The organism is Pseudomonas sp. 13B_3.2_Bac1, from assembly GCF_025466205.1.
GTDB classification, from domain to species: Bacteria; Pseudomonadota; Gammaproteobacteria; order Pseudomonadales; family Pseudomonadaceae; genus Aquipseudomonas; species Aquipseudomonas fluorescens_H.
On the sequence record NZ_JANLOG010000128.1, the window covers coordinates 22,353 to 48,073 of the forward strand.

Below are 25,721 nucleotides of genomic sequence, written 5' to 3' on the forward strand. Positions count from 1 at the left end.
ATGGAATTCACGATTCAACACTTTATTGCGCTTGCGCCACTGTTGATCACCAGCCTCACCATTATCGTGGTGATGCTGGCAATCGCCTGGCGCCGCAACCACTCGCAGACCTTCCTGATCTCGGTCGCCGGTCTGAACCTGGCCTTGTTGTCGATCCTGCCAGCCCTGAAAGTCGCGCCTCTGGCCGTGACGCCACTGCTGCAAGTCGACACCTTCGCCTGCCTGTACATGGCGCTGATCCTGGTCGCCACCCTCGCCTGTGTAACCCTCGCCCACGCCTACCTCGGCGATGGCGGTTCGGGTTACCCGGGCAACCGTGAAGAACTGTACCTGCTGATCCTGATGGCCGCCGCCGGTGGTCTGGTTCTGGTCAGCGCGCAGCACTTGGCCGGGCTGTTCATCGGTCTGGAACTGCTGTCGGTGCCGGTCTACGGTCTGGTGGCTTATGCCTTCTTCAACAAGCGTTCGCTGGAAGCCGGCATCAAGTACATGGTGCTGTCGGCCGCCGGTTCCGCGTTCCTGTTGTTCGGTATGGCCCTGCTCTACGCTGACGCCGGCACCCTGAGCTTCAACGGTATCGGTCAGGCCCTGGCTACCACCAACCTGCCGAGCTCGCTGGCGCAGTTGGGTCTGGGCATGATGCTGATCGGTCTGGCGTTCAAGCTGTCGCTGGTACCGTTCCACCTGTGGACCCCGGACGTCTACGAAGGTGCTCCGGCGCCGGTCGCTGCGTTCCTCGCCACGGCGTCGAAGGTTGCCGTGTTCGCGGTGATGGTGCGTCTGTTCCAGATCTCCCCTGCCGCGAGCAGTGGCGTGCTGAGCGACGTGCTGAGCGTGATCGCCATCGCCTCGATCCTGTTCGGTAACCTGCTGGCCCTGACCCAGAGCAACCTCAAGCGTCTGCTCGGTTACTCGTCCATTGCACACTTCGGCTATCTGCTGATTGCCCTGGTGGCGAGCAAGGGTCTGGCGGTGGAAGCCATCGGCGTGTACCTGGTCACCTACGTGATCACCAGCCTCGGCGCATTCGGCGTGATCACTCTGATGTCTTCGCCGTACAACGGCCGTGACGCCGACGCGCTGTACGAGTACCGCGGCCTGTTCTGGCGCCGTCCGTACCTGACCGCCGTTCTGACCGTGATGATGCTGTCCCTGGCCGGTATCCCGCTGACTGCCGGCTTCATCGGCAAGTTCTACATCATCGCTACCGGCGTCGAGTCGCACCAATGGTGGCTGGTCGGTTCGCTGGTACTGGGCAGCGCCATCGGCGTGTTCTACTACCTGCGCGTGATGGTCACCCTGTACCTGATCGAACCGAACCTGCGCCGCCACGACGCCCAGCTGCACTGGGAACAGAAGGCTGGCGGCGTAATGCTGCTGGCCATCGCCCTGGTCGCGTTCTTCCTGGGTGTGTACCCGCAGCCATTGCTGACTCTGGTTCAGCAGGCGGGTCTGGCGGGCTGATATTCGGCTGGCTGGAAACGGAAACGGCACCTTCGGGTGCCGTTTTTGTTTTTGTGGGATTTAACGTCAAAAGATCGCAGCCTTCGGCAGCTCCTACATTGGGATGGTATGCGGTCTGTAGGAGCTGCCGAAGGCTGCGATCTTTTGACTTATAACGCTCTCCCCTTTCTAGGAATTTGCCTGCAAAGCGGTGAGCAATGCCTGACATTCTGCAGAAGGTAATTGCGGTTAAATTTGAGGATCACCTATCAAGTGGAGATCTACGAACCATGAAGCGGGATATTTTTTCAGAGTTGATGGATGGCCTTGATGCGATAGCCGAAGAACGCCAAGGCAAAATTACCTTGAAGAAGACGCGTGTAAAACGGATCGGAGACACGAAGGGCAAACTCCTACTTCCCGCCGAAACTGATGCCTCTCTATCACACGGTTTGCTGGATACCTTCGAACGATAAAAAGCCACATCTGCTCTCATGTGATCTATCAGACTCACTCAACCCACTGTGGGAGCGAGCCTGCTCCGGGCGGCGTTCCGACGAAGGCGTCGGCACCTCCCCATCTTCATTGCCTGACACTGCGCTTTCGCGAGCAGGCTCGCTCCCACAGGTTTATGTGGCGTTCACTCAATCCATATAACCACATGACGAAATTGTAATTCCCCCATCACCTTGGCGTTATCCGCAGCTTGCAACGATGTGACCCGGCGACCAATGCCGGCGGGCCTTTGCCCGTCGAACAATAAAACCACGCCGACGCACGTTCCCGTTCTGCCGAACCCAAGGAGTGTTTGATGGTTAACAATACAAAAATGTCGATGGCCGCTTTAGCGGTGGTGGTCGGCTCCGGGCCGTCCATGGTGTTTGCAGAAGACAAGCCCGAAGGCTTTGTCGAAGGCAGCAGCCTGACGGTGCTCAACCGCAACTTCTACTTCAATCGTGATCATCGCGACGGCCAGTCCAGCCCCACCGGCAACGGTTATTCCGAAGCCTGGGCGCATGCGGTGATCAGCAAGTTCGAATCCGGTTTCACCCAAGGCACCGTCGGGGTCGGTGTCGATGCATTTGCCATGCTCGGCTTGAAACTCGACACCGGTGACGGCCGCAACGGCGGGCGCAGTTCGTTCGATGTGCTGCCGGTCAACCGTGACGGCCAGGCGCGGGATGAATACACCAAGATCGGTGGCGCTGCCAAAGTGCGGGCGTTCGATACCGTGGTCAAGGTCGGTGATGTGTTCCCGGCCAACCCGGTGGTGGCCGCAGGTGATTCGCGACTGCTGCCGGAAAGCTTTCGCGGTGTGACGGCGACCAACACCAGTATCGACGGTCTGTCGATTCAGGGCGGTCGTTTGCATGCGATGAGCCAACCGGTGTCCAGCGACATGCGCGAAAATTTCGCCACGTTCTACGCAGGCCCGGTCAACTCGCCGTGGATCGCTTATGGCGGTGGTGATTATGTGCTGAACAAGAACCTCAGTTTCAGCCTGTACTCCAGCCGCCTCAAGGATGCCTGGAACCAGTATTACGCCGGCACCGCCTGGACCTATCCGCTGGCGGACGACCTGTCGCTGTTCGGCGGCCTGAACTATTACAAGGCGGTCGACGAAGGCAAGCAACTGCTCGGCCAATTCGACAACAACATCTGGAGCGGCCGCGTCGGGGTGAAACTCGGTGCGCACTCCGTCGCCCTCTCCCACCAGCGCAACAACGGCAACGATGATTTCGATTACCTGCGCCAGTCCGACTCGATCTTCCTCGATAACTCGATCCAGTACAGCGACTTCAACTCGCCGAAGGAGCGTTCGTGGATGGTGCGCTACGACCTCGACATGAGCCCTTACGGCGTACCCGGTCTGTCGTTCATGACCCGTTACGCACGCGGCACCGACGCCGACTATTCCAACGCCAACGCCGTGTACATGCGCCGTGATGCCGAAGGCAATCCGCTGACCGACCAGAAGCGCTGGGAGCGCGACGTCGAAGTCAAATACGTGGTGCAGAGCGGTTCGATGAAAGACCTGTCACTGCGTTTGCGCCAGGCCACCACCCGCGCCACGGCGTTCGAGTCGGATCTGGATGAAGTGCGGGTGATCGTCGAATACCCGCTGGCGATTCTCTGAGTTTCCCGAGCAATACCATTCACCTTTAGAAGCTCCTTGCTCCTTTGGTCAGAGGTGAATTTTTTGGCGTCCTTCGGGGCGCCTTTTTTTGCGCTGAACAAACTCATCGTTTTCTTGACCGAACCGCAAGCCACCTGCCATCTTCGCCTGCGCTGACCAACAAGAATAACGAGGGACCGATGAGTAGCCGTAAGAACCTGGAAATCGAGTACTTGCGAGGGGCTGCTGTGGCCATGACCTTCTTGTGCCATGTCACCATGATGCTGCCGTTCCATACCGATACGCTGCTGAGAATATTCTCGATTTTCATGCCCTGGACCGGTGTCGACCTGTTCTTCTGCATTTCCGGTTTCGTGGTCAGCAAGGCCTATCTGGACCATTTCGACCAACAGCGCGCCCAAGGTCAGTTCGGTCTGGCAACTGCCTGTTTCTGGCTGCGCCGCGCCTATCGTCTGCTGCCCACAGCATGGCTCTGGATACTCATTCCGCTGTTGTTTTCCATTGTTTTCAACCAATCGAACGCCTTTGGTTCGTGGTACGACAATCTGCGCAGTTTCACCGCCGTCGCGACCTTCAGCGGCAATCTGGCGATGCATTACAACTCGCTGCTGGGCCCCAGCCCTCAATACTGGAGCCTGGCGCTCGAAGAGCAGTTTTACTTCGTGTTTCCGTTTTTTCTGCTGTTTGTCACGGCCCCGCGTTGGCGGATCATCGCCCTGTTCGCACTGATTGCGTTGCAGTTCGGTATTGATCGAAACCCCTACGGCCAACCCACAAGCATCCTCACGCACTTCCGTCTGGATGCAATGCTCTGGGGAATTCTCCTGTGCCTGTTCACCCGTACCCGCCTCTATCGGCAGATAGAACCGGTCGGGCTGGGTCAGGGAACGATCAAACCGCTGCTTTGCACGCTGTTCCTGCTCTACATGCTGGGTTCTGTCGCCATCCAGCTGATTGCCATGCCCATTGCTGTCGGCATCGTCGCGATGGTCGCGGTATTGATTGTCTGGCTGGCGAGTTATCAGAAGGGCTACATCTACTGCCCGGCGTTCATGCGCGGTCTCATGCAGTGGCTCGGCTCACGGTCGTATGGGCTCTACGTGATCCACGTTTTCACCAATCACCTGAGTACAGAGATCTGGACGCGTGTTGCCGCCAACCAAGGCGTGCCGCTGGATGGGCGTTTCACCCTTGAGCTGTTATTGACGTCGGTGGGTCTGCTGGTGCTGCTGAGCGAACTCAACTACCGCTTTATCGAAACCCCTCTGCGTCTGCGCGGCGCCGAGATTGCCCGACGCAAGTTGAACCAGGAAGCGTCTCCGCTCCCGGCCACTGTCGACGTCGAGCCCTTGCCGACCAGGTAACCCTCCTTGAACACACAGGCTAGAGAGCTGACGTCCGAAGGGCAACCTGAAAACATTGTGGGAAGGTTCTGCTTTTCCCACACAACTTTTAAATGCAGCTCCGGGAATCATGTGTTGGTTAGCCACCACTGTTGCGGCACACGCCGGCCACGCTGTATCTGAGGGTGTTGAGTTGCCCTTGCGAGTCTTCGTAGGTCATAGCGGTAGGGACCACCGAGCAGGCAGGTTGCGGCTTCACCACGCTGACGATTTTCACCACGTCGAGCTGCATGCCGTATTCGTATTCCTTGACCACCGGCGCCGCTTTGCCGCGTTCAGCCGCGTATTGCTCCATGGCTTTGGCGTTGGCGCTGAAAGCGCGCTCGAAGGTGCGATCACCGCCGCCCTCGGCCAGTGCATTCACGGACATCGCCATGACGCTGGCGCACACGATCGACTTAAGCATTTTCATCTCCATTTCCTTCCCTTCCAGGCCCGAAAAAAAGCCCGGCATCGATGCGCGATGACGGGCTTGCGCAGGTTCAGGCCGCGTTAAAGATCCTGAGTTTTCTGGTCGTTCTTTTCATTGACCACCACCGGGTTGGCAGCGGCTTTTTCCTTGGCCACGAACAGCTCCACGGCACGGTCGTTGGCGGTCATCATCCGGTCGAAGGTGCGGTCACCACCGCCTTCGGCCATGGCCAGCGACGACAGCATCAGGGCGGTTGCGAAGGCACTCAGTTGGGCGAATTTCATGGTTGATTCCTCGTTTAAGTAACTGACGGGATCAAGGTAACAAGGTGAACCTTTCGTGACGGTGGCGGGGGAATTACATATCCGTTATCTGCCGGATCAGTGCACGGAACCCATGTGGGAGCGGGCTTGCTCGCGAAAGCGGTGTGTCATCCAACATTGATGTCGACTGACACGGCCTCTTCGCGAGCAAGCCCGCTCCCACAGGAGATCACCTACTCAGACGGTACGGTGTCCTCATCCCGGCGATGGGCGATCTGGTACAGCGCGGGCAAGATCAGCAACGTGAGGATCGTCGAGGACAGAATCCCGCCGATCACCACGGTTGCCAGTGGCCGCTGCACCTCGGCGCCGGTGCCGGTCGCCAGCGCCATCGGAATAAACCCCAGCGACGCCACCAGCGCGGTCATCAACACTGGCCGCAAGCGCGTCAGCGCGCCGACGTTGATTGCCTCCGTCAGTGAGCGCCCTTCCTCGCGCAAATTGCGAATGAACGCGATCATCACCAAACCGTTGAGCACCGCCACCCCGGACAACGCGATAAACCCCACGCCAGCGGAAATCGACAACGGAATATCCCGCAGCCACAGCGCCATCACCCCGCCGGTCAAGGCAAACGGAATCCCGGTAAACACCAGCAAGCCGTCCTTCAGATTGTTGAACATCATGAACAGCAACCCGAACACCAGCAGCAACGCCACCGGCACCACAATCTGCAAGCGCTTGGCCGCCGATTGCAGTTGCTCGAACTGCCCGCCCCAACTGGTCCAGTAACCGGCCGGCACCTGCACCTCGCGCTCGATCACCGCACCGGCCTCACTGACGAACGAGCCGATATCGCGCCCGCGCACGTTGGCGCTGACGATCACCAGACGCTTGCCGTTCTCGCGGCTGACCTGGTTTGGCCCGAGCACCAGATCGAGGCTGGCGACGTCCTTCAGGGCGATAAAACCGATCTGGTTCGCCGCACCACTCAGCGCCGGCACTGGAATCAGCAGCGCCGACAAGCCGTCGATGTCCTTGCGCATCGCGTCGGACAAGCGCACCACCATGTCGAAGCGCCGATCACCCTCGTACAAAGTGCCAGCCTGCCGTCCCCCCACTGCGACGGCGATGGTGTCCTGCACATCGCCAACGTTGAGGCCATAACGCGCCGCCTTGTCGCGATCGATATTGATGGTCAGCACCGGCAGCCCGGTGGTCTGCTCGACCTTCACTTCAGAGGCGCCGTTGACCTTCTGCATCGCCGCCGCGATCTTCGCCGCCGCAGCGTTGAGCACGTCCATGTCATCGCCGAACACCTTGACCGCGACATCGCTGCGCACGCCGGAGATCAGTTCGTTGAAGCGCAACTGGATCGGCTGCGACAGCTCATAGTTGCTGCCCGGCAACGTCGCGGCGGCTTGTTGCAACTCGGCCATCAGGGTTTCGCGGGACTTTTTCGGGTCTGGCCATTGGTCCTTCGGCTTGAGCATCACGTAGCTGTCGGAGATGTTCGGCGGCATCGGGTCGGAAGCGATTTCCGCCGTACCGGTGCGGGCGAACACCCGTTCAACCTCCGGCACTTTGGCCAGAATCAGCGTCTCCAGCCGCTGCTGCATGTCCACCGATTGCGTCAGGCTGGTGCCCGGCACGCGCAGCGCTTGCAGGGCAAAATCCCCCTCACTGAGGCTCGGCACAAACTCGCTGCCCATGCGGCTGGTGAGCACGCCGCTGAGCACGATCACCGCCAACGCCACGCCCACCGCAACCGTGCGATGGGCCATAACCCAGGCCAACGCCGGCGCATACACCCGACGGGCGCCGCGCATCACCGCACCCTCCTCTTCCTTGACCTTGCCGGTGACGAACAGCGCAATCGCTGCCGGCACAAAGGTCACCGACAGCAGCATCGCACCGAGCAGCGCGATGACCACGGTGAACGCCATCGGGTGGAACATTTTCCCTTCGACGCCGCTCAACGCGAAGATCGGCAGGTACACCACCATGATGATCAACTGGCCGAAAATCAGCGGTCGCCGCGCCTCTTTCGCTGCCGCAAAGACTTCCTTGAAACGCTCGGCACGGGTCAGCAAGCGGCCGTGATGCTGCTGCGCGTGGGCCAGGCGACGCAGGGTGTTTTCGACGATCACCACCGCACCGTCGACGATGATCCCGAAGTCCAGCGCACCGAGGCTCATCAGGTTGGCACTGACCTTGTTGCTGAACATCCCGGTGAAGGTGAACAGCATCGACAGCGGAATCACCATCGCGGTGATCAACGCGGCGCGGATGTTGCCGAGGAACAGGAACAGAATCGCGATCACCAGAATCGCGCCTTCGATCAGGTTCTTTTTCACCGTGGCGATGGCTTTGTCGACCAGGTGCGTGCGGTCATAGACCGGCACGGCGATCACGCCTTTGGGCAAGGATTTGTTGATCTGTTCAAGCTTGCTGGCCACCGCTTGCGAGACGGTGCGGCTGTTCTCGCCGATCAACATGAACACGGTGCCGAGCACCACTTCACGACCATTTTCGGTGGCCGCACCGCTGCGCAACTCACGGCCGATTTCCACGCTGGCGACGTTCTTCACCCGGATCGGCGTGCCGTCGACGTTGGCCATGACGATGTTGGCGATGTCTTCGGTACTCGCCACCTGCCCCGGTGCGCGGATCAGCAATTGCTCGCCGCTGCGCTCGATGTACCCGGCGCCGACGTTGGCGTTGTTGCGCTCCAGCGCGGTGATCAGATCGGTGAGGGTGAGCTTGTACGCGGCGAGGCGTTTCGGGTCCGGCGCGATCTGGTATTCCTTGGCAAACCCGCCGATGGTGTTGATCTCGGCGACACCCGGCACGTTGCGCAATTGCGGCTTGATGATCCAGTCCTGAATCACTCGCAGATCGGTCGGCGTGTAGGCAGTGCCGTCGTCCTTCAACGCCCCCTCCTTCGCCTCGACCGTCCACAGAAAGATCTCACCGAGGCCGGTGGAGATCGGCCCCATCACCGCTTCAGCGCCTTCGGGCAATTGCTCCTTGGCGATCTGCAAACGCTCGTTGACCAGTTGGCGAGCGAAGAACAGGTCAGTGCCGTCCTTGAAGATCACCGTCACTTGCGACAGCCCGGAACGCGACAGCGAACGGGTCTGCTCCAGCGCCGGCAACCCGGCCATCGCGGTTTCAATCGGGAAAGTAATGCGCTGCTCGGTTTCCAGCGGCGAGAACCCGGCGGCGCCGGTGTTGATCTGCACCTGGACGTTGGTGATGTCGGGCACGGCGTCGATCGGCAGTTTTTGATAACTGGCGATGCCGAGGCCGGCCATGAGCAGAACGGCGAGCAATACGATGATGCGCTGCTCGATGGCAAACTGGATCAGGCGTTCGAACATGGGAACCTTCCAGAATTAATGACTGTGCTCGGCTGAGGCTTTGCCCAGCTCCGACTTGAGGACGAAGCTGCCGGCGCTGGCGACTTGCACGCCCGGTTCCAGCCCTTGGGTGATTTCCACGTGGCCGGCGGCGCGGCTGCCCAGTTCCACCGTCTGCGCCTTGAAGCCGTCGTCGGTACGGACGAACACCGTGGGTTTGTCCTCGACGGTCTGGATCGCGGTTTCCGGCACCGCGACTTTGGCCTGGCGGCTGTCGGTGGCGACCCGTGCGGTGACGAACAGCCCCGGGCGCCATGAACCCTGCGGGTTTTCCAGCGTCACGCGCACGGTCGCGGTGCGCGTTTGTTCGCCGAGCAGGCTGCCGACGTACGCCACGCTGCCAGTGACTTCAGCTTGCAATTCCGGCGCACTGACGGTGACGGTTTTGCCCACCTGCACCTGGGTCAGATCCTTGGGCGAAACGCCGAACGTGACCCACACGCGGGACAAGTCCGAAAGGGTGAAAGCGGCCGTGGTTTCATCGACCACCTCGCCCGGCGTCAGGTGTTTTTCCACCACCACGCCATCGAACGGTGCGCGCAGTTCGTAGCGATTGCCGCCGGTGGCGACCACGCTGCCGCTGAGTACGCTGATTTTCTGCCGGGCGTTGTTCATGGCGATTTCCGCCTCTTCCAACGCTTGCTTCGCCTGGAGGAAATCCTGTTCGGCGGAGATCTTGTCCTGCCAGAGCTTTTTCTCGCGTTCGTAGGTGGTGCGCGCCAACGCCAAGCGACGTTGCGCGGCGGCCTGCTCGCTGCGCTGATCGGAGATCTGCTGACTGGCGATCACCGCCAGCAACTGGCCCTTCTTCACCGGTTGCCCGAGGTTGACCGCCACCGACTCGACCACCCCCGGCACGCGCGGCACGACGTGCGCCGTGCGGTCCTCGTCGAAGCGCACTTCGCCGGGGAACGACAGGCCGAGACTGATGCTCTGCGCCCGCGCCTCGGCCAGTTGAATGCCTGCCGCCGCGATCTGCTCGGCGCTCAATTCGATGTGGCCTTCTTCGGCATGTTCGCCTTCGGCGGCCGCGCCCTCCTCGGCGTGATCGGCGTGCTCCGCCGCTTCATCGGCATGCGCGTCGATACTCGAATTGGCCGGCCACATCGAGCCGATGCCAATGCCCAGCGCCAAGGTCGCGACCGCGACCACCAGCAGTTTTTTATCCATGGAAACTCCTCTGCGACGTGCTTCGCGCAGTTGTCTGAAAATGAAATTCAAGGGCTGACGCTGAGGTCGCCGAAGATCCGTTCGAGGCGCACGCGGGCGTCGGTCGCCTCGCTGACGGCCTGGATGTATTGGCTGCGCGCGGCAATCAGGGTGCGCTGGGCGTCGAGCACATCGAGGAAGCCGAATTTGCCCATTTCGAAACCACGAGTGGCGCTGTCCACTGCACTTTGTGCGGCGGGCAGGATGCTCTGGTTGAACGTGTTGACTTCGCCATTGGCGGTCTGCCATTGCTCAAGGCTGGTCTGGACTTCGGTGCGCAAACGCAGCTCGGTGGCGTTGCGCAGATCCCGCGCCTGATCGGTGCGCCGTGCGGCGGCGAGCACGTTGCCCTGATTGCGGTTGAACAGCGGAATCGGCATCGACAGCCCGACCACGTTGACTCGCTCACGCTCGGTTTCGCTGTACTGGCTGCCAATGCTCACGGTCAGGTCGGGAATGCGCTGCGACTTTTCCAGGCCCAACGATGCTTCGCGTTGATCGATCTGCAGTTTCGCCAGACGCAGCTCGGCGGTCTGGTTCAGACGCTCGAGCAAACGACTGGGCGGCGGCAGCGTGGCGAAATTTTGCGTCGCGGCTTGCACATTGGTCGAAGTCGGCAACGGTGCGCCCATGACTTGCGCCAGTTGCTGATAGGCGTTGGCCTGATCGCGCTCGGCGCGGCTCACCTCCAGGCGCACCTCCGAGAGCTGCACTTGCGCCCGCGTGCCTTCGACCGGCGACGATTTGCCGGCCTCGATGCGCCCCTGAGCAACGCGCAAACCGTGCTCGGCCAGTTGCAGTGACTGGCGCGACAGCTGCAAGCGTTGCTGCGCGGTTTGCGCGCTGTTGAACGCCTGGATCACATCGGCGCGCAAGGCATTGCGCTTGCGCTCCAGTTCGATACCGGCGGCGTCCTGCGCACGGCTGGCGACATCGATGCGCGCACCGCGTTTGCCGCCCAGTTCAATCGGCTGGCTGAGCATCACCGTGGTGGTGCGCGAGTCGCGTCGGGTGTCTTCGGCTTCCCACGACACCTCGGGATTGGGGATCAGCCCAGCCTGTTGGCGGTCGCCCTCGGCTATGCCGATTTCCCACTGCGCGGCGGCGAGATCGGGGTTGCCGGCGAAGGCACTTTGCAGCGCCTGATCCAGCGTCAGGGTCGATGCGCTGGTCAGGCTGCTACACGCCAACAACAAGAGGCCGCTGGCGGTTTTGTTCAGGCGTGATCGCGCCGTCAGTTCGATTAAACCGGGCAATGGAGGACTTCCTTTAATACGGGATTTTTCGATGCCGCCACGTTAGGGTTTTGAACTTATCGACAAGGTGACTGAAACATTACAAATCCGTTATCCACGGTTTGGCAAAGTTGTTTTGTTCTAGGATGCGAAGTGCAAACGGCTTTGCCGTAATACATGGAAACAAATACTCGGTAGTTATCTGCCGAACAGCACTTGCCTGAATGCAATACATGTCTATTGGCGCATTCAGACTGCGACAGGCTGTCGCGGATAGCCGTTTTAAAGGCCTCCGAGATTGACCCTGTAGCCACTACAGCCTTTACCGTGTTCGTCATTCAGTTATCGAACAGCGTCCGGAAGAACTTACAAAAACCATAATTTTCCCGGCCACCTTAATTAAATATCCCTTAAATAAAAGTGGTGAAAGATCATGCGAATCCTTGTCGTCGAGGACGAGCTTAAAGCTGCCGAATACTTGCATCAGGGTTTGACCGAAAGTGGTTATATCGTTGACCACGCCGCCACCGGTGCCGATGGATTGCATCTGGCGCAACAGCAGGCGTATGACCTGATCATTCTCGACGTGAACTTGCCGGAACTGGACGGCTGGGGCGTGCTGGAACAACTGCGTCGTACCCACTCGACGCGGGTGATGATGCTCACCGCGCGCGGGCGGCTGGCGGACAAAATTCGTGGTCTGGATCTGGGCGCCGACGACTATCTGGTCAAGCCGTTCGAGTTTCCCGAATTGCTCGCGCGGGTACGCACCCTGATGCGCCGCAGTGAAAATATCCCGGTGCCGCAAGTGTTGAAAGTCGCTGATCTGGAGCTTGATCCGGGCCGGCATCGGGCGTTTCGTGGCGAGCAGCGCATCGACCTGACCACCAAGGAATTCGCCCTGCTGCACTTGCTGATGCGCCAGTCCGGCGAGGTGCTGACCCGTACGCAAATCATCTCGCTGGTGTGGGACATGAATTTCGACTGCGACACCAACGTGGTCGAAGTGTCGATCCGGCGCTTGCGGGCGAAGATCGATGACCCGTTCGACAACAAGCTGATCCACACCCTGCGCGGTGTCGGCTACGTGCTGGAGGCGCGGGAATGAAGCCGGCCAGCCTGTCGATGCGCCTCGGTCTGACCGTGAGTATTCTCGGCGCGCTGTTGGTGGTGTTTCTGGCGATCCTCGCCTATTTCGCCCTGACCCATGAGCTGAATGCGCTGTCCCGCGACAGCCTGGACAAGAAGATGGCGCAGGTTGAACACAGCCTGTCGCTGTACGTCGACGCCAATGAAGTCAGTGGCAAGCCGCACATTCTGCTCGATCAGGTCATGGGCCATGACAACCTGACGCTGACGATTTATGACCGTTCGAACCTGCGTTCGCCGCTGCTGAAATCCGGCTCAGGACTGAAGGATCCGCGCGCCGAGTTACGCGCGGTGCGAGCCGCCACCGAGCAATTGACCTACAGCGACAGCAGCGATGGCGAGGGTGCGAAATTCCTTACCGCGTCAAAGCTGATTCGCCTCAAGGATGGCAGCCGCGTGCCGGTGCTGCTGTCGATGGACAACGCGCATGATCAGGCGCTACTCAGCGCCTACCTGCGCTCGACGCTGATTGCCTTGCCGCTGTTGCTGGTGTTCATCGGCCTGACGGCGTGGGGCGCGGTGCAGCGCGGATTGGCGCCGCTGCGCGAGTTTCGCAAAGTGGCGGCGATGGTCTCGACTCAGGATCTGGATCATCGGCTGTCGGTGGTGAACATGCCGCAGGAGCTGAGCGAACTGGCGCAGGGCATCAACTTCATGCTGCATCGGCTGGATGCCGGGGTGCAGCAGTTGTCGCAGTTCTCCGATGACCTGGCGCATGAGCTGCGCACGCCGATCAACAACTTGATGGGCAAGGCCCAAGTGACGCTGTCTCGTGAGCGCACGACCGAGGAATACCAGGACGTGTTGGTGTCCTGCACCGAGGAGCTGGAGCGCGTGGCGCGGATCGTTTCCGACATGCTGTTTCTCGCGCAGGTCAGTCATCCGTCGGCGCTGGCGCCGTTTGAATCGGTGGCGCTGGAGGATGAAGCGGCGAAGGTCGCGGAGATGTTTTCGCTGTCGGCGCAGGACAAGCAGATTCATTTGAATGTTGTTGGTTGCGCATCGGTGCTGGGCGATCGATTGATGATCCAGCGGGCGATTTCCAATCTGCTGTCCAACGCGCTGCGCCATTGCCCGAACGGCAAAACCATCACCTTGCTGATCGAGCAAGGCGCGACGCAGGCTTCACTGCTGGTCAGCAATCCCGGCGCCGGCATCGAGGCGCAACACCTGCCGCATCTGTTCGACCGCTTCTACCGCGTCGACAGCGCCCGCTCGCGCTCGCAGGGCAGCACCGGGCTGGGACTGGCAATCGTGCGTTCGATCATGAGCTTGCATCAGGGAGTAGCCGAGGTGAAGAGCTTGCCCGGCGTCATGACCGTATTCCGCCTCGGTTTTCCTGCGGCGACACCCATGGCCCCATCGCTTGCAGGCAAGCTCCCACAGTGATTTGCGGGGTACTCAGGTTTTGTGAACACCACTGAAACCTGTAGGCCTTCGCCTGCCCACGATGGCGGTGGGTCCTGCAACATCTGCACTGCCTGATACTGAGCCTTCGCGAGCAGGCTCGCTCCCACAGGGACAGTAGTCATTCACAAAATGTGTGGACGCCGCCAAAACCTGTGGGAGTGAGCTTGCTCGCGAAAGCGTCGGATCAGGCGATATCCATGTTGAATGTCAGAATGGGAATCGGAAGTTTTGTACGATTTTTTACCGATACGCTCTCGTCTCCGCACAAACTCCGAAAGCTCCCGCCCTAACATCCGCCTCGTCCTACAGCCAGCCTTGAGTGGGTAGTTTTATGGTGAAGGTCTTTGCATGTAGAAGAACGATGGGGGGCACTATGAGCAGAGACATGTTTTGTGAGTTGGTTGCAGAAATCGACACTCTGGCAGTCCAAGGTCGGGCGCAGCGCCTTCTCGCTCACACAGGAAAAACCGGCACACCACGAATTGGCGCTATGAAAGGCAAGTTGGTGCTGCCTGAAGATTTCGATTCGCCATTGCCTGACGCCATGCTTGATACCTTTGAAGAAACTCAAGCATGAAGCTGGCATTGACCGATGCCCTTTAGTAGCTGCTGCAGTGGGCAGGGTATTTTTGAGTTTTGTGAACACCACTGCAATCTGTGGGATTGCTTGCCTGCAAGCGATGGCGGCGTGTCAGTCACTATCCATGCTGAATGGCAGACCGTATTCGCGAGCAAGCTCGCTCCCACAGTAATCTCGATTGTGATCGGCATTTATGAACGATACAGATCCAGTGTGGGAGCGAGCCTGCTCGCGAAAGCGGTAGATCAGGCAACAAAAAAAACGGCACCTCACGGTGCCGTTTGCTTTTCACACATCAACCATCACTTACGCGCATCCGCCCACGATTTCAGCAGTTCGTTGTAGCTCACGGTCTCGCCCTGCGGCTTCTCGTTGGCCAGTTTCGGTTTCGGTGCGCCCGGCTGGTCGAACCAATATTGCGCGTCGCGTTCCGGGTTCATTTTCGGGGCGCACACTGCTTGCGCCTTGGAGCGTTCGAGACGCGACATGATCGCGTCCTGATCCTTGGCCAGACCGTCCAACGCCTGCTGCGGAGTCTTCTCGCCGCTGGCCGCTTCGGCGATGTGGCTCCACCACAGTTGCGCCAGACGCGGATAGTCCGGCACGTTGGTCCCGGTCGGGGTCCATTGCACGCGGGCCGGGCTGCGGTAGAACTCGACCAGCCCACCAAGTTTCGGTGCCAGATCGGTCATCGCCTGCGAGTTGATGTCCGACTCGCGGATCGGCGTCAGGCCGACGATGGTTTTCTTCAGTGACACGGTTTTCGAGGTGACGAACTGCGCGTACAGCCACGCCGCGAGTTTCTGTTTCTCGGGCGTGGATTTCATGAACGTCCACGAACCCACGTCCTGATAACCAAGCTTCATGCCCTCCTCCCAATACGGCCCGCGCGGCGACGGCGCCATGCGCCACTTCGGTGTGCCATCGGCATTCATCACCGGCAGGCCCTGCTTGGTCATGTCGGCGGTGAACGCGGTGTACCAGAAGATCTGCTGGGCGATGTTGCCCTGCGACGGCACCGGGCCGGACTCGGAGAAGGTCATGCCCGCCGCTTCCGGTGGCGCGTAGGCCTTGAGCCAGTCGACGTATTTCTGCGTGGCGAAGACTGCCGCCGGGCCATTGGTGTCGCCGCCGCGGGTCACGCTGGAACCAACCGGGTGGCAATCCTCGACGCGAATTCCCCACTCGTCCACCGGTAAACCATTGGGAATACCCTTGTCGCCGCCACCGGCCATGGAGAACCAGGCATCGGTGAAACGCCAGCCCAGCGACGGGTCTTTCTTGCCGTAGTCCATGTGCCCATAGACGCGTTTGCCGTCGATTTCCTTGACGTCTTCGCTGAAGAATTTGGCGATGTCTTCATAGGCTGACCAGTTCACCGGCACGCCCAATTCGTAGCCGTACTTTTCCTTGAACTTGGCTTTCAGATCGGCCCGTTCGAACCAGTCGGCGCGGAACCAGTACAGGTTGGCGAACTGCTGGTCGGGCAGTTGGTAGATCTTGCCGTCCGGCGCCGTGGTGAACGAGATGCCGATGAAGTCCTTGATGTCGAGCGTCGGCGAGGTGAAGTTCTTGCCTTCGTTGGCCATCAGGTCGGTGATCGCCTCGGTCTTGCCGTAGCGAAAGTGCGTACCGATCAGGTCCGAGTCGTTGACCCAGCCGTCGTAGATGCTCTTGTCCGACTGCATCACCGTCTGCAGTTTTTCCACCACGTCGCCTTCCTGCAGCAGGTCGTGGGTCAACTTGATCCCGGTGATTTCGGTGAAGGCCTTGGCCAGCACTTTGGACTCGTATTCGTGGGTGGTCAGGGTCTCCGAGACCACTTTGATGTCCATCCCGCGAAACGGCTCGGCGGCCTTGATAAACCACTTCAATTCATCGAGTTGCTGTTCGGGCGTCAGGGTCGATGGCTTGAATTCGCTGCCGATCCATTTTTTCGCAGCGTCCTCATAGGCATCGGCCCAGGCCGATGCGCTCAAACCGCTGAGTGCCAGCACGGCCGCCAATGAAATGCTATGTCGCAGCTTATTGTTTTTGTCGAACATAGAGACCTCCTGTTTGATTTTCGGAGCACGATTGCCGAGAGTCGACTAGCCCCAACGCATCACAAGCAACAGCCACACCAAAGACAGCGCGGACGCCGCCCAGATGCTCCAGTCGGTGACGCCAATGACCAGCAGATGCAGGTAGGCGCTGCCGAGAAGACCGATGAACAAGCGATCGCCACGGGTGGTGGCAATCGGCAGAAAACCTCGCCGCAGAATGCTCGGCGAACGCAACTCCCAAGTGGTCATGCCGACCAGCAGCAAGCCAATGGCGATGAAGAAACCCGCCGTAGGGGCCGTCCAGCTCATCCATTCCATCATTCGTTCCTCATACACGACCCAGAGCAAAGCCCTTGGCCACATGATTGCGCACGAACCAGATCACCAGCATGCCCGGCAGGATGGTCAACACCCCCGCCGCCGCCAGCACGCCCCAGTCGATGCCCGAGGCCGACACGGTGCGGGTCATTACCGCAGCTATCGGCTTGGCGTTCACCGAGGTCAGCGTGCGCGCCAGCAGCAGTTCGACCCAGGAAAACATGAAGCAGAAAAACGCGGTGACGCCGATGCCGGAGCCGATCAGCGGGATGAAAATCTTCACGAAGAATTTGGGAAAGCTGTAGCCGTCGATGTAGGCGGTTTCGTCGATTTCCTTGGGCACACCGGACATGAAGCCTTCGAGAATCCACACCGCCAATGGCACGTTGAACAGGCAGTGCGCCAGCGCCACGGCGATGTGCGTATCGAACAGGCCAATCGACGAATACAGCTGGAAGAACGGCAAAAGGAATACCGCCGGCGGCGCCATGCGGTTGGTCAGCAGCCAGAAAAACAGGTGCTTGTCGCCCAGAAAGCGATAGCGCGAAAACGCGTACGCCGCCGGCAACGCCACACTCAGGGAGATGACGGTGTTGAGTGTCACGTAGTACGCCGAGTTGATGTAACCGCTGTACCAGCTCGGATCGGTGAAGATCACCTTGTAGTTCGCCAGCGTGAAGTTCTGTGGGAAAAGTGTCAGGCCACCGAGGATTTCGGTGTTGCTCTTGAACGACATGTTCAGCAGCCAGTAGATCGGCACCAGCACGAACAGGATGTAGATCAGCAGCGGAAAAAGCTTTGTCTTGCTCATGGCCGGGCCCTCAGCGGTTGGCGTCGGAATGGGTCATGGCGGTGTAGAACAGCCACGAGACCAGCAGGATGATCAGGAAGTACACCAGCGAAAACGCCGCCGCCGGCCCCAGATCGAATTGGCCTACGGCCATCTGGGTCAACGTCTGACTCAAGAAGGTGGTGGCATTGCCCGGCCCGCCGCCGGTGAGCACAAACGGCTCGGTGTAAATCATGAAACTGTCCATGAAGCGCAGCATCACCGCGATCAGCAGTACGCTTTTCAGCTTGGGTAACTGGATGTGGCGGAACACTGCCCACGCCGAAGCCCGGTCGATCCGCGCCGCCTGGTAATACACGTCGGGAATTGCGCGCAACCCGGAGAAACACAACAGCGCCACCAGCGACGTCCAGTGCCAGACGTCCATCACCAGCACCGTGACCCAGGCGTCCATGGTGTTGGCCGCGTAGTTGTAGCTGATGCCCAGCGCGTTCAGGCTCGACCCGAGCAAGCCAATGTCGGCGCGGCCGAAGATCTGCCAGATGGTGCCGACCACGTTCCACGGAATCAGCAGTGGAATCGCCAGAATGATCAGCATCACCGACGACCAGCGCCCCTTGGTCGGCATGGTCAGGGCGATGGCGATGCCCAGCGGGATTTCGATCAGCAGCACGCATGCCGAGTAGATGAACTGACGCAGCAATGAGTCATGCAGACGTGGATCGAGCAGCACCTGGCGATACCAGTCGGCACCGACGAAGTAGCGGCTGGACTGGTCGAAGATGTCCTGCACCGAGTAGTTGACCACGGTCATCATCGGGATCACCGCACTGAACGCCACCAGCAGAAACACCGGCAACACCAGCCACCAGGCCTTGTTGTTCTGCACCTTGTTCATGGCTGCACCTCAGTAGGGTCGGTGTCGTCCAGGAGGAATTCGTCGGCGTAGACCATCAGCCACTGCGCCGGAAAACTGATGTACGCCGTGCCCTGGGGCACCGGTTTGTCTTCGGCCAGACGCACCTTCAACGGCGCGCCATCGAGGTCGAGGGTGAGGATCTTGTAGGTGCCGAGGTCTTCGACGTGAACCACCCGCGCCTGCATCGCCTCGTCAAACGGCTCGTCCCAGACATGGATGAACTCGGGGCGGATGCCGACCTTCAGATTTTTCCACTGACCGTGTTCGATATGCCGTTGCAAGGCGTCGGACAACGGCAGGTGCGTCGAGGCGAAACCGACCCCGCCCGGTTGCGGCTGCACCTCGATCAGGTTCATCCCCGGGCTGCCGATGAAGTAGCCGACGAAGGTGTGGCTCGGCCGCTCGAACAATTCCCGGGGCGTGCCGAACTGCACGATCTGCCCGCCGTACATCACCGCGATCTTGTCGGCGAAGGTCGAGGCTTCGAGCTGATCGTGGGTCACATAGACCATGGTGATGTTGAACTGCTCGTGGATCTGCTTGAGCTTGCGTCGCAGCTTCCACTTCAGGTGCGGGTCGATCACCGTCAGCGGCTCGTCGAAGAGGATCGCCGAGACGTCGTCGCGCACCAGGCCACGGCCCATGGAGACTTTCTGTTTTTCGTCGGCGGTGAGGTTACGCGCCTTCTTGCCCAGCAGGTTTTGCAGGTCGAGGACTTCAGCGATTTCCTGCACCTTACTGTGCACTTTCGCCTCGGCCATGCCCTGATTGCGCAGGGGGAAAGCCAGGTTGTCGAACACGGTCATGGTGTCGTAGACCACCGGGAACTGGAACACCTGAGCGATGTTGCGCTTCTCCGGGGTCAAGTCGTTGACCGCTTTGCCGTCGAACAACACATGCCCTTGCGAGGGGCTGAGCAGGCCGGAAATGATGTTGAGCAAGGTCGATTTGCCGCAACCCGAAGGGCCGAGCAAGGCATAGGCGCCGCCCTGCGCCCAGATGTGATCCATCTCGCGGATCGCGTAGTCCTCTGGCCCGCTCGGGGTTTTGCTGTAGCTGTGGGCGAGGTGCTGCAAACGGATTTCGGCCATCAGGCAACCCTCGCGACACGCCGGCCCGGTGCCTGCACCAGACGGCCCTGCGCATCGAACACGAACAGTTTGTGCGTCGGGATGTAAATGCGGATCGGCGCATCGACGTCGTATTCGTGAACCCCCGGCAGGTGCAGCACCAGCAGGAAATGCTCGTTGCGCACGTGGAGGAAGGTTTCCGAGCCGCTGATCTCCGCCACTTCGACGGTGACCGCCAGTTCCAAGTCGTCATCGTTGCTCGGCACCAGCGAGATATGGCTGGGGCGCACGCCAAAGCGGAACTCGCCCTCACCCACCGGGCGCAGGTCGACGTTCAACGGGAAGTGCACGAAGTTGGCGAAGCTGACTTCGTTGCCGGCAATGCGCCCGGGCATCAGGTTGATCGGCGGCTCGGAGAACAACTCCGCCGCCAGCACGGTTTGCGGCTGGTGGTAGACCGAGGTCGATGGGCCGCTCTGGATCACCCGGCCCTCGTGCAGAATCGTCGTGGTGCCGCCCAGCGCCAACGCTTCGTTGGGTTCAGTGGTGGCGTAGATCGCGATGGTGTGGCGCAGCTTGAACAGCTCGCGCATTTCCTGGCGCAGTTCTTCGCGCAGCTTGTAGTCGAGGTTGACCAGCGGCTCGTCGAACAGGATCAACTCGGCATCCTTGACCAGCGCCCGGGCCATCGCCGTGCGCTGCTGTTGGCCGCCGGACAGCTCCAGCGGATAGCGCTGCAGAAACCTCTCGATGCGCAGCATCCGTGCGGTTTCCTGCACCTTGCTGTGAATGATGTCCTTGGCAACACCGGCCTGGCGCAACGGCGAGGCAATGTTCTCGAACACGGTCATGGTCGGGTAGTTGATGAACTGCTGATAGACCATCGACACATTGCGCAGGCGCACCGGGCGCTGGGTGACGTCGACGCCGTTCATCAGGATGCGGCCGCTGTCAGGCTTGTCCAGACCGGCCATCAGGCGCATCAGACTGGTTTTGCCGGACAGCGTGCGGCCGAGCAGAACGTTGAAGGATCCGGGTTCGAATGTCAGGCAGGCATCGTCGATCCAGGTCTGGCCCTCGACGGTACGGCAGACGTGCTCCAGGGTGAGTGACATGGCTCGGCCTTTTTATTATTGGAGTCAAGCGACCTGTGCAGCAGAGCGACATTCGTGCCAGAAATGGCAAGTGGTTGATTTGTCGTGAAAAGCACCGAAAACGTAGGGAATGGGTGTTCATGACTGAACAGATTTGAACAGTCTGGCGATTGACAATGAACAATCGTGAACAACACTCTGTGAACTCATTTCGGTGAACACCGGAGATCCTGTGGGAGCGAGCTTGCTCGCGAATGCGGTGTGTCGTTCAGCCGATTCGGTGACTGATACGACGCTTTCGCGAGCAAGCACGCTCCCACAGTTGATCTGTGTTTTGCTCAGGATTTGGGTTCATAACAATAATAAAAACGCTGCATCAGAGGCCCACCACCATGGCCGCACCTACCCCGCCGCTGTCCCACGACGCGATCGTCCAGAGCTCCTGGCAACGGTGCCGCGCGTTCGGCCTCAGCCACCAAAGCAGCCCGGCGTTCGATCAATTGCCCGCCTCCGGCATCGCGCATTTACTCGACCGTCATCATTCACTGGTGCAGACCACCCACCAGGAAGTCCTGCCCTATTACGAAAACATCCTCAGCAACTCCAATTGCCTGATCATGCTCGCCGACCATCAGGGCCAGGTGCTGACATCGTGGGGCACTCAGCGCTTTATCGAGCCGAACCTCGCCCGTGGGTTTAGCGCCGGGGCGAGCTGGATGGAGCGCTCCAGCGGCACCAATGCGATCGGCACTGCGCTGGCCTGCGAACAAGCGGTGCACATCGAACACGATGAACACTTCCTTAAGGCCAATCGCTTCATGACCGGCTCCGCCGCGCCGATTTTCGACGCCGAGCGCAAGGTCATCGCCGTACTCGATGTGTCCAGCGACAGCTACCTGCCGCCCTCGCACACCCTGGGCATGGTCAAGATGATGAGCCAGACCGTGGAGAACCGGCTGATCCTCAACCTGTTCCATGGCCAGCACTTTCAACTGACCTTCAACACCGGGTTGAACAACCTCGACAGTCAGTGGGCCGGTTTGCTGATCTTCGATGAGAGCGGTCAGGTGCTGTCGGCCAACCGGCGGGCGGACAATCTGCTCGGCGTGCGCCTGTCACGGGTCAGTATCGAGAGCCTGTTCAACGTGTCGCTATTAGAGCTGTTGAATCAGCCTGACGGCTTGCCGTTCGCCCTGCAGACTTCTGGACGCAACCGCTTCCAGTGCTTGCTGAAGCGCCCGCAACAGACGCCGATTCAGGCTCGGGTATTTGCCGAACCCAAGCCCGCCGCAGCGCCGATCAAAGTGCCGGGAACGATCAGCCTCAACTCTCTGCATTTTGGCGACAGCCGCGTGGAAAAAGCCGTGCGTCAGGCCGAGCGCCTATTGGAGAAAGACATTCCGCTGCTGATCCACGGCGAAACCGGGGTTGGCAAGGAGGTCTTCGTCAAAGCCCTGCATCAAGCCAGTTCACGCAGCAAACAGGCATTCATCGCCGTCAACTGCGCGGCGATCCCGGCCGAACTGGTGGAGTCGGAACTGTTCGGCTATGAAAAAGGTGCGTTCACCGGCGCCAACCAGAAAGGCAGCATCGGCCTGATCCGCAAGGCTGACAAAGGCACCCTGTTCCTCGACGAAATCGGCGACATGCCATTGCCCACTCAGGCGCGGTTGTTGCGGGTGTTGCAGGAGCGCTGCGTGCAACCGGTGGGCAGCAGCGAGTTGTTCGCGGTGGACTTGCGGATCATCTCGGCGACTAACCGTTCGCTCAGGGAGCAGGTGCAACTGGGGCGATTCCGCGAAGATCTTTATTACCGCATCGGTGGGCTGACCCTGGAACTGCCACCGTTGCGCGAGCGCAGCGACAAGGAGGCGCTGTTCAAACGCCTGTGGGAGCAACATCGCGAACCGACGCAATGGGCCGGGCTGAGCCGTGAGGTGCTGGAACTGTTCACCCGTCATCCATGGCCGGGCAATCTGCGCCAGGTCAGCAGCGTGATGCAGGTGGCTCTGGCGATGGCCGAGGAACAACCGGTGCGGCCCGAGCATCTGCCGGATGATTTTTTTGTCGATCTGGAGATGGAGCCGGTGGAATTGGCGCCGCCGCTGGGAGTTGATCTGAACGATGCCGAGGCGTTGAGCCGCGAATTGCTGGCGGCTGGGGGCAATATTTCGCATCTGGCGCGGCGGTTGGGGGTTAGTCGCAATACCCTTTACAAGCGCTTGCGTCAGGCTGAGTGACGGGGTGGCTGAACCGGCCTCTTCGCGAGCAAGCCCGCTCCCACATTGGATTTTTGTCATGTCTGATTCTTGTCTACGACACTGATCCCCTGTGGGAGCGGGCTTGCTCGCGAAGGCGTCAGCCCAGACACCCCACAACTATCAATCCGCCCCCATTGACCGAACCGACTAGACTGTGACGAAATGTTTCAGTTTTTCGCCATGCCATTGATTCAGACACCTCCCTCCTCCTGATTTTCACAGGATAAGTGCTTTGACCAACATCTGTTCCACCGGCCTTGATATCGGTTTCGCCTCGCTGGATTACCTGCAGATCGGCTTCCTCGGCATCATTCAAGGCATCACCGAGTTGCTGCCCGTTTCCTCCACCGCGCATATGCGCATCGTCCCGGCCCTGCTCGGCTGGCCGGATCCCGGCTCGGCGTTTTCCGCGGCCATGCAGCTGGCTGCACTGGCGGCGGTGGTCAGTTATTTCTGGCGCGACGTCAAGCAAGTGGTCGGTGGCAGCGTCGACGCGGTGCGCCAACGGGATTTCAACAACCGCTGGTTCATCCTCGCGGTGGCCATCGTGCTGGCGACCATACCCATCGGCATTGCCGGCATTGCGCTGTCCTCGACGCTCAACGCCTGCAACTCGCCCCTGCGCGGCCTGATGGTGATCGGGATTTCCTGCGTGGTCATGGCGGTTCTGCTGGCCGCTGCCGAACTGTCGTGCCGGCATCGGCGCACCGTGGACGAAATGCGTCTGCGCGATGCGCTGATCGTCGGCATTGCGCAGATTGGCGCGCTGATTCCCGGCGTGTCGCGCTCCGGCTCGACGCTGACGGCAGCGTTGTTTCTCAACTTCAAGCGTGAAGAAGCGGCGCGGTTCTCGTTCCTGCTCGGGCTGCCGGCGATTGCCCTCGCCGGTTTGAAAGAGTTGTGGGTGTTGTTCCATGCCGACCTTCCAGCCGCCGTTTGGGGACACCTGATTTTCGGTCTGGTGATTGCCAGCATCTCGGCGTTCTTCGCGATCTGGGGCCTGATGCGCTTTCTCGAGAAATTCTCCACCTGGCCATTCGTCATCTACCGCGCGGTGCTGGGGATTTTCCTGATCGTCGCGGTCAGCACCGGGGCCTTGAGCTGACACCCGCCAGAAAAAACAAAACCCGCACATGGCGGGTTTTGTTTTAACGCGGATCAAGCAATCAGTCAGCCAGACGCCAGGTCGTGCCGCCCTTGCCGTCTTCCAGCACCACGCCCATGGCGGTGAGCTGGTCGCGGATGCGGTCGGATTCGGCCCAGTCCTTGCCGGCGCGTGCCGCCAGACGTGCTGCAATCAGTGCGTCGACTTCAGCCGCATCGACACGCCCTTCGGCGCCCGCTTGCAGGAAGTCATCGGCTTCCAGTTGCAACACACCCAGCACGCTCGCCAGTTCTTTCAGACGTGCCGCCAGACCGGCCGCTGCATCGAGATCGCTGTCGCGCAGGCGGTTGATCTCACGCACCATCTCGAACAACACCGCGCAGGCTTCCGGCGTGCCGAAGTCGTCGTTCATCACCGTGGTGAAACGCTCGACGAAGGCTTCGCCGCCGGCCGGGGCCACGCTCGGCAGGCCTTTCAGCGCGTGGTAGAAACGCTCGAGAGCGGCCTTGGCGTCCTTGAGGTTGTCTTCCGAGTAGTTGATCGCGCTGCGGTAGTGGCTCGACACCAGCAGGTAACGCACAACTTCCGGGTGGTACTTGTCGAGCACGTCGCGAATGGTGAAGAAGTTGTTCAAGGACTTGGACATCTTCTCGCCATTGATACGGATCATGCCGCAATGCATCCACGCGTTGGCGTAGGTCTTGCCGGTGGCCGCTTCGCTTTGGGCGATTTCGTTTTCATGGTGCGGGAACTCGAGGTCGCTGCCGCCGCCATGAATGTCGAAGGTCTCACCGAGGCAGCAGGTGGACATCACCGAGCACTCGATGTGCCAGCCCGGACGGCCGGCGCCCCACGGCGATTCCCAGCTCGGCTCGCCCGGCTTGGCGGCTTTCCACAGGACGAAGTCCAGCGGATCTTCTTTCGACTCGTCGACTTCGATGCGCGCACCGATGCGCAGGTCTTCGATCTTCTTGCGCGACAGCTTGCCGTAGCCCATGAACTTGGCGACGCGGTAGTACACGTCGCCATTGCCCGGGGCGTAAGCGAAGCCCTTGTCGATCAGGGTCTGGATCATCGCGTGCATGCCCGGAATATGATCCGTGGCACGCGGTTCCATGTCCGGCTTCTTGATGTTCAGGCGCGCTTCGTCTTCGTGCATCGCCGCGATCATGCGCTCGGTCAGCGCGTCGAACGACTCACCGTTCTCGCGGGCACGATTGATGATCTTGTCGTCGATGTCGGTGATATTGCGCACGTAGGTCAGGTCGTAACCGCTGAACCGCAACCAGCGGGTCACCAGGTCGAACGCGACCATGCTGCGGCCGTGGCCGAGGTGGCAGTAGTCGTACACGGTCATGCCGCACACGTACATGCGCACCTTGTTGCCATCCAGCGGCTTGAAGACTTCTTTGCTCTTGGTGAGCGTGTTGTAGATCGTCAGCACTTTAGATTTCCT

At 60.2% G+C, this 25,721-nt stretch carries 20 protein-coding genes and 1 pseudogene; 9 read left to right on the top strand and 12 right to left on the bottom strand.

Translation table 11 applies throughout. The features are described from left to right. From nuoN to NTD85_RS21365, 4 genes and pseudogenes are all read left to right on the top strand, one after another. On the top strand, positions 1-1,464 hold the full coding sequence (gene nuoN / locus NTD85_RS21350) for an NADH-quinone oxidoreductase subunit NuoN (RefSeq protein WP_103486072.1): 1,464 nt from the start codon (positions 1-3) through the stop codon (positions 1,462-1,464). 269 nt (positions 1,465-1,733) lie between these two features. After that, a pseudogene (locus NTD85_RS21355) lies at positions 1,734-1,829 on the top strand (transcriptional regulator); the annotation flags it as partial. Positions 1,830-2,254: 425 nt separating this feature from the next. Then, on the top strand, positions 2,255-3,580 hold the full coding sequence (locus NTD85_RS21360; RefSeq protein ID WP_262143142.1) for an OprD family porin: 1,326 nt from the start codon (positions 2,255-2,257) through the stop codon (positions 3,578-3,580). A 179-nt stretch (positions 3,581-3,759) separates the two neighbouring features. Next, positions 3,760-4,944, top strand: a complete 1,185-nt coding sequence (locus NTD85_RS21365; RefSeq protein ID WP_262143143.1) for an acyltransferase family protein — start codon at positions 3,760-3,762, stop codon at positions 4,942-4,944. Between the two features lie 118 nt (positions 4,945-5,062). Here NTD85_RS21365 and NTD85_RS21370 read toward each other — a convergent pair whose 3' ends face one another. From NTD85_RS21370 to NTD85_RS21390, 5 genes are all read right to left on the bottom strand, one after another. Then, positions 5,063-5,395, bottom strand: a complete 333-nt coding sequence (locus NTD85_RS21370; RefSeq protein WP_262143144.1) for a DUF2790 domain-containing protein — start codon at positions 5,393-5,395, stop codon at positions 5,063-5,065. Between the two features lie 80 nt (positions 5,396-5,475). Continuing rightward, complete coding sequence (locus NTD85_RS21375; RefSeq protein WP_003223774.1) at positions 5,476-5,679, bottom strand: co-regulatory protein PtrA N-terminal domain-containing protein; 204 nt, start codon at positions 5,677-5,679, stop codon at positions 5,476-5,478. A gap of 212 nt (positions 5,680-5,891) precedes the next feature. After that, a complete protein-coding gene (locus tag NTD85_RS21380) occupies positions 5,892-9,041 on the bottom strand; it encodes a CusA/CzcA family heavy metal efflux RND transporter (RefSeq protein ID WP_262143145.1) in 3,150 nt (1,049 codons plus the stop codon). A 15-nt stretch (positions 9,042-9,056) separates the two neighbouring features. Continuing rightward, positions 9,057-10,250 (bottom strand): efflux RND transporter periplasmic adaptor subunit, encoded by a 1,194-nt coding sequence (locus NTD85_RS21385; RefSeq protein WP_262143146.1) that lies wholly within the window; start codon positions 10,248-10,250, stop codon positions 9,057-9,059. A gap of 47 nt (positions 10,251-10,297) precedes the next feature. Continuing rightward, the gene (locus tag NTD85_RS21390) at positions 10,298-11,545 is read right to left on the bottom strand and encodes a TolC family protein (RefSeq protein ID WP_262143147.1); all 1,248 of its coding nucleotides are present in this window, start codon (positions 11,543-11,545) and stop codon (positions 10,298-10,300) included. Positions 11,546-11,957: 412 nt separating this feature from the next. Between NTD85_RS21390 and NTD85_RS21395 the strand changes: the two genes are divergently transcribed. The 3 genes from NTD85_RS21395 (at position 11,958) to NTD85_RS21405 (ending at position 14,660) form a co-directional block, all read left to right on the top strand. Continuing rightward, positions 11,958-12,632: a heavy metal response regulator transcription factor gene (locus tag NTD85_RS21395; RefSeq protein ID WP_003223767.1), complete on the top strand. Its 675-nt coding sequence runs from the start codon at positions 11,958-11,960 to the stop codon at positions 12,630-12,632. Next, positions 12,629-14,062, top strand: coding sequence for a heavy metal sensor histidine kinase (locus tag NTD85_RS21400; RefSeq protein WP_103521753.1), 1,434 nt, complete (start codon positions 12,629-12,631; stop codon positions 14,060-14,062). Before NTD85_RS21395 ends, NTD85_RS21400 begins: the two co-directional genes overlap by 4 nt. Positions 14,063-14,456: 394 nt before the next feature. After that, positions 14,457-14,660 (top strand): type II toxin-antitoxin system prevent-host-death family antitoxin, encoded by a 204-nt coding sequence (locus NTD85_RS21405; RefSeq protein ID WP_262143148.1) that lies wholly within the window; start codon positions 14,457-14,459, stop codon positions 14,658-14,660. A gap of 305 nt (positions 14,661-14,965) precedes the next feature. On the opposite strand, the gene NTD85_RS21410 is transcribed toward NTD85_RS21405, so the two are convergent. From NTD85_RS21410 to NTD85_RS21435, 6 genes are read right to left on the bottom strand one after another with little or no spacing between them, the layout of a single operon-like run. Beyond that, positions 14,966-16,708 carry an ABC transporter substrate-binding protein gene (locus tag NTD85_RS21410; protein WP_103485333.1) on the bottom strand — a complete coding sequence of 581 codons (1,743 nt, stop codon included), beginning with the start codon at positions 16,706-16,708 and terminating at the stop codon, positions 14,966-14,968. 45 nt (positions 16,709-16,753) lie between these two features. Beyond that, positions 16,754-17,026, bottom strand: coding sequence for a DUF2160 domain-containing protein (locus NTD85_RS21415; RefSeq protein ID WP_003223760.1), 273 nt, complete (start codon positions 17,024-17,026; stop codon positions 16,754-16,756). 10 nt (positions 17,027-17,036) lie between these two features. Next, positions 17,037-17,837, bottom strand: a complete 801-nt coding sequence (locus NTD85_RS21420; protein WP_003223758.1) for a carbohydrate ABC transporter permease — start codon at positions 17,835-17,837, stop codon at positions 17,037-17,039. Positions 17,838-17,847: 10 nt separating this feature from the next. Continuing rightward, a complete protein-coding gene (locus tag NTD85_RS21425; RefSeq protein ID WP_262143149.1) occupies positions 17,848-18,714 on the bottom strand; it encodes a carbohydrate ABC transporter permease in 867 nt (288 codons plus the stop codon). After that, positions 18,711-19,826, bottom strand: a complete 1,116-nt coding sequence (locus tag NTD85_RS21430; protein WP_262143150.1) for an ABC transporter ATP-binding protein — start codon at positions 19,824-19,826, stop codon at positions 18,711-18,713. The genes NTD85_RS21425 and NTD85_RS21430 overlap by 4 nt, the downstream gene beginning before the upstream one ends. Then, positions 19,826-20,920 carry an ABC transporter ATP-binding protein gene (locus tag NTD85_RS21435; RefSeq protein ID WP_262143151.1) on the bottom strand — a complete coding sequence of 365 codons (1,095 nt, stop codon included), beginning with the start codon at positions 20,918-20,920 and terminating at the stop codon, positions 19,826-19,828. The genes NTD85_RS21430 and NTD85_RS21435 overlap by 1 nt, the downstream gene beginning before the upstream one ends. Positions 20,921-21,291: 371 nt before the next feature. On the opposite strand from NTD85_RS21435, the gene NTD85_RS21440 reads away from it, so the two are divergent. Together NTD85_RS21440 and uppP are read left to right on the top strand one after the other, a co-directional pair. Continuing rightward, positions 21,292-23,139 (top strand): sigma-54-dependent Fis family transcriptional regulator, encoded by a 1,848-nt coding sequence (locus tag NTD85_RS21440; RefSeq protein ID WP_262143152.1) that lies wholly within the window; start codon positions 21,292-21,294, stop codon positions 23,137-23,139. Positions 23,140-23,392: 253 nt separating this feature from the next. After that, the gene (uppP, locus tag NTD85_RS21445; RefSeq protein WP_003223749.1) at positions 23,393-24,265 is read left to right on the top strand and encodes an undecaprenyl-diphosphatase UppP; all 873 of its coding nucleotides are present in this window, start codon (positions 23,393-23,395) and stop codon (positions 24,263-24,265) included. A gap of 61 nt (positions 24,266-24,326) precedes the next feature. On the opposite strand, the gene cysS is transcribed toward uppP, so the two are convergent. Beyond that, positions 24,327-25,709 carry a cysteine--tRNA ligase gene (gene cysS / locus NTD85_RS21450; RefSeq protein WP_262143153.1) on the bottom strand — a complete coding sequence of 461 codons (1,383 nt, stop codon included), beginning with the start codon at positions 25,707-25,709 and terminating at the stop codon, positions 24,327-24,329. Between the last annotated feature and the right edge of the window lie 12 nt (positions 25,710-25,721).

Coding starts and splice junctions, on each gene's coding strand:
- NTD85_RS21360 (WP_262143142.1), top strand. CDS start 2,255: ATGGTTAACAATACAAAAATGTCGATGGCCGCTTTAGCGGTGGTGGTC.
- NTD85_RS21430 (WP_262143150.1), bottom strand. CDS start 19,826: ATGGCCGAAATCCGTTTGCAGCACCTCGCCCACAGCTACAGCAAAACC.
- NTD85_RS21405 (WP_262143148.1), top strand. CDS start 14,457: ATGAGCAGAGACATGTTTTGTGAGTTGGTTGCAGAAATCGACACTCTG.
- nuoN (WP_103486072.1), top strand. CDS start 1: ATGGAATTCACGATTCAACACTTTATTGCGCTTGCGCCACTGTTGATC.
- NTD85_RS21410 (WP_103485333.1), bottom strand. CDS start 16,708: ATGTTCGACAAAAACAATAAGCTGCGACATAGCATTTCATTGGCGGCC.
- NTD85_RS21420 (WP_003223758.1), bottom strand. CDS start 17,837: ATGAGCAAGACAAAGCTTTTTCCGCTGCTGATCTACATCCTGTTCGTG.
- NTD85_RS21375 (WP_003223774.1), bottom strand. CDS start 5,679: ATGAAATTCGCCCAACTGAGTGCCTTCGCAACCGCCCTGATGCTGTCG.
- NTD85_RS21395 (WP_003223767.1), top strand. CDS start 11,958: ATGCGAATCCTTGTCGTCGAGGACGAGCTTAAAGCTGCCGAATACTTG.
- NTD85_RS21400 (WP_103521753.1), top strand. CDS start 12,629: ATGAAGCCGGCCAGCCTGTCGATGCGCCTCGGTCTGACCGTGAGTATT.
- NTD85_RS21435 (WP_262143151.1), bottom strand. CDS start 20,920: ATGTCACTCACCCTGGAGCACGTCTGCCGTACCGTCGAGGGCCAGACC.
- NTD85_RS21415 (WP_003223760.1), bottom strand. CDS start 17,026: ATGGAATGGATGAGCTGGACGGCCCCTACGGCGGGTTTCTTCATCGCC.
- NTD85_RS21385 (WP_262143146.1), bottom strand. CDS start 10,250: ATGGATAAAAAACTGCTGGTGGTCGCGGTCGCGACCTTGGCGCTGGGC.
- NTD85_RS21425 (WP_262143149.1), bottom strand. CDS start 18,714: ATGAACAAGGTGCAGAACAACAAGGCCTGGTGGCTGGTGTTGCCGGTG.
- NTD85_RS21440 (WP_262143152.1), top strand. CDS start 21,292: ATGGCCGCACCTACCCCGCCGCTGTCCCACGACGCGATCGTCCAGAGC.
- NTD85_RS21380 (WP_262143145.1), bottom strand. CDS start 9,041: ATGTTCGAACGCCTGATCCAGTTTGCCATCGAGCAGCGCATCATCGTA.
- NTD85_RS21370 (WP_262143144.1), bottom strand. CDS start 5,395: ATGAAAATGCTTAAGTCGATCGTGTGCGCCAGCGTCATGGCGATGTCC.
- NTD85_RS21365 (WP_262143143.1), top strand. CDS start 3,760: ATGAGTAGCCGTAAGAACCTGGAAATCGAGTACTTGCGAGGGGCTGCT.